General features: G+C 44.0%; 4 protein-coding genes. 3 read left to right on the forward strand and 1 reads right to left on the reverse strand.

What is annotated here, in order from left to right; all coding sequences use genetic code 11:
- Positions 1 to 268: 268 nt before the first annotated feature.
- Complete coding sequence (locus QUA04_RS29015) at positions 269 to 880, reverse strand: thylakoid membrane photosystem I accumulation factor (RefSeq protein ID WP_333264077.1); 612 nt, start codon at positions 878 to 880, stop codon at positions 269 to 271.
- Positions 881 to 1,200: 320 nt separating this feature from the next.
- Between QUA04_RS29015 and QUA04_RS29020 the strand changes: the two genes are divergently transcribed.
- The 3 genes from QUA04_RS29020 to QUA04_RS29030 all read left to right on the forward strand — a co-directional run bounded on the left by QUA04_RS29020 (position 1,201) and on the right by QUA04_RS29030 (position 3,217).
- Positions 1,201 to 2,103 carry an undecaprenyl-diphosphate phosphatase gene (locus QUA04_RS29020; RefSeq protein WP_333264080.1) on the forward strand — a complete coding sequence of 301 codons (903 nt, stop codon included), beginning with the start codon at positions 1,201 to 1,203 and terminating at the stop codon, positions 2,101 to 2,103.
- Between the two features lie 568 nt (positions 2,104 to 2,671).
- On the forward strand, positions 2,672 to 2,971 hold the full coding sequence (locus tag QUA04_RS29025) for a hypothetical protein (RefSeq protein WP_333264083.1): 300 nt from the start codon (positions 2,672 to 2,674) through the stop codon (positions 2,969 to 2,971).
- A complete protein-coding gene (locus QUA04_RS29030; RefSeq protein WP_333264086.1) occupies positions 2,972 to 3,217 on the forward strand; it encodes a hypothetical protein in 246 nt (81 codons plus the stop codon).
- Positions 3,218 to 3,550 lie beyond the last annotated feature (333 nt).

Here is a 3,550-nt window from a genome sequence, read left to right on the forward strand (position 1 = left end):
TTATACTGATGATCGGTAAAAAAGTCATGGTGGGGTTCATGAGTATTTATACTCATCGCAAAAGTGACACGCTCCCATTATCGATCGCCCAACTTCGGCAGTTTTTAAAACTAAAAATACCGTCACAACCGCGATTAATAAAATTTTGATTTCCGACTTCATTTTTGATACTGAATTGCTTTGATAGCTAATCGAAACCAGACTTCTAGAACAAGTCTGGTTTCGGAAGTATTTCATTTGTTGAAATTAGCTTACTTCTTGAAACATTTTACTTCGACAATTCAACATTAAATTCGTTCACCACGCGGCGTTTTAGCGGAATTGATTTTTCTCGGGGCAGCAAGTCAAATACTTTCCGAAAAGCATCATCTACCTGTTCAAAGGGTATTTGTCCTTTGTCGTTAAAAACTACCTTTCCCGATTGGTCGAGGATAAGAGTTTGAGGTACGAAACCTTCGTAATAATGGCTCGGCTCGGTGATTTCTGGTGACGGTTGCGGAGGCAAAGAATCAACTGTTATCGGCATAAAATCGGCTTCGCGGCCGTAAAATTCCTGGAGTTGAGAGACGACGATCGCGTATTGCTTGGAGTCGCTGCTGTCGTCAGTGTAAAACACTAACAATACGGGTTTATGGCGTTTGAAAGAATCTGTAAGCTTGACTTTAGGAGGAACTAGGGAACCGTTGCCGGCGTAGAGGGCAAATATTGTACCGTCAAAGCGATCGTCGGTGAGAGTTGCCAAGGCTGGGGCCGTTCCGCTTAGCAGTATCAAGCTAAGTGCGATCGCCACTGTTAAAAGACTAGCTGACAAGATTCGCCTCAGCAAGCCCAGGCCAGAAGCAGGAGTAACAATTGAATTTTTGTTCTCAGGAAATATCATAGGGTGTAGGCCGTTGCTGTAAGGAAAGCGAAATCAGATGCAAAAACTTTCCTAAGTTTATCAGCAAAATGTAGGCAAATGTTGGTGAGTAGGTTAAAGTAGTTTCGGCTCGACTATCATAAAATTGCTGATAGTGGCGATCGACAAGGCAATTCTACTGACCGAAGAGCACTATATGCGATCGGCTTTTCAGGGGCGGGCTGGAAGTGTCCGCGCCACAATAAAATTTATTTGTGGGATGGACTTCTAGCTTCCCAGAAAGGTGCAAAATCTTAAATCCAATTGATAACTAGAAACTGACAACTGGGAATTCACAACTAATGATAGCTTTGCTTGACACACTCCTGGCCCAAACGCCCGCTGCTGATGTTTCCGGGCCCACTCAAATCAATCTGTTGCAGGCGATTGTTTTAGGAATTGTACAAGGACTAACCGAGTTTTTGCCCATCAGCAGCAGCGCTCATTTGAAGGTAGTGCCGATCGCCCTTGGATGGGGCGATCCGGGGGTTGCCTATACTGCTGTAATTCAGTTGGGCAGTATTGTGGCAGTGCTTTGGTATTTCTGGAAAGACTTGACAACTATAACTTTGGGTGCTGTAGATGCCGTGATGCGACGCGACTACGAATCGCAAGAGTTTCGGATCGCCTTGGGAATTGCTTTGGGAACAATACCTGTAGTCTTTTTTGGGCTGCTAATCAAGATATTGGTTCCCGATTTTGACAAGTCCCCGCTAAGAAGTTTAGCCAGCATCGCCATTGCTTCGATCGTCATGTCGCTGCTGTTAGCAATAGCAGAAAAAATTGGCAAGCGCAATCGCACTTATGAAAAGTTAACTGTTCAAGACGGTATTTTGATGGGATTAGCTCAAGCAATGGCATTGATTCCGGGGTGTTCGCGATCGGGTTCCACTCTCACTGCAGGATTGTTTATAGGATTGGAAAGACCTGCCGCCGCGCGGTTTTCTTTTTTATTGGGAATTCCGGCAATTACTCTGGCTGGATTAGTGGAATTGAAGGGTGCTTTAGGAGAAGGAATCGGCGATGCTGGAGTTGCAGCTTTGATAGTGGGAACGATTTCGGCATTGGTGTTTTCTTATTTGTCGATCGCGTGGCTGATGAAGTTCCTGCAAACTCAAAACACCTGGGTATTTGTGTGGTATCGGCTGGCATTTGGCGTGGCTATTTTAACGGCGATCGCAGGGGGGGCAGTGCGAAATATATAAAACACGACTAACTTGAACCTAATTATAACCCTTCTCAATGGCAGTGAGGTACGTCCGGTAATGGGTAAGAAAGCAATCGCTCGCCCTAGCACCTTACTCACACTTTTTTGCCCTATATATGCCCTAAGAGCTGCAACTTGACAAGCATGAGAGTTTAAGGCTTTGACCAAGGGATATTCGGCTCTCAACGCTGTATTGTGACGATACATATCTTTTTGTTCCACACCTCGGTTGCCCATCCAAAAACGGACACATTTGTGGCGGACAAACTGAGCGGTTTTAATCGCTTCGTCTGCAGCGTATAGAGTTGTTTTTGCCTTAGCCTTAAACTCTAAAACTATCATTGACGTGGAAAAATTTTACCAGAAAGAATTGGTTTAAAGCCTCTCCCCGATAGGGAGAAATTAAAAGAAAACTATTCATTACTCCAATCCTCTTCCTTCCAGGTAGATGTCGCTATCAACTGTCAACTGTCAACTGAAGTAATTATGGTAGTATAGAACAGCGGCCAAGTTAAGAATGGGCCTTGTATCCTATTAATTTCGGTAACGCTAAAAGGAGAGTGGCTGTGAAAAAAGTAGGAGTATTTGGCAATGCTGGAGGCGGTAAATCAACTCTCAGCAAGAGATTATCCTACATCACTGGGTTGTCGCTTTACGTCTTGGACAAGATTAAATATCGATCGGGCGGCGTTCAGGTGTCACAGGAAGACTACAAGCGCGCCCATCAGGAAATTTGGCAGACTGACAGATGGATTATTGACGGGTTTGGTTGCATGGAAACCGTCTGGCTGCGACTTGATGAGGCGGATACTCTGGTTTATGTCGATCTACCGCTATACGTGCATTTCTGGTTGATGACTAAATGAATGATCTCGGGTTACTTTAATCCGCCCGAAGGCTGGCAAGAAAATAGTCCAATATTCAAGGGTTCGACGATCGGTTACCGCGTGCTTTGGTTGTGTCACAAATATTTGACTCCAAGATATCGCGAATATATTGATCGGGCGCGAAGTGGCAAAAGTGTTTATCACATCATATCTACCGAACAGATTTCGCAATTTGTGGCAGCGATTGAAAATGAGACGAACTTTGAAAAGGGTGCAACAGCTTAATAACCCAGTTGAACTAAACCTGTCTATCAAATTTGAACCGGAAGGTGCTATGGTTGCCGTTAATATTGATGTAGTACCAGGAAATATACTACAACAACTACCACGATTCGGCTTTCGCCGGCGCTAAGCGATGTCTACCTAAACATTAGTTAATTGGCTCGAATCGAACACCGAATTAGGCATATTATCCCGCGAGATTTTACAGGATCTCGCCCGTGAGATGGAAATGTCAACTTTTCCCCCTGGATTTCGAGTGGTAAGTAGTCAAACAAAATTAATTACACAAACAACTAATATGATATAATAAAAAATATCAAGTTGTGTTCAAAGAAG

Source organism: Microcoleus sp. S13_C5, from assembly GCF_036700845.1.
Lineage (GTDB): Bacteria > Cyanobacteriota > Cyanobacteriia > Cyanobacteriales > Microcoleaceae > Microcoleus.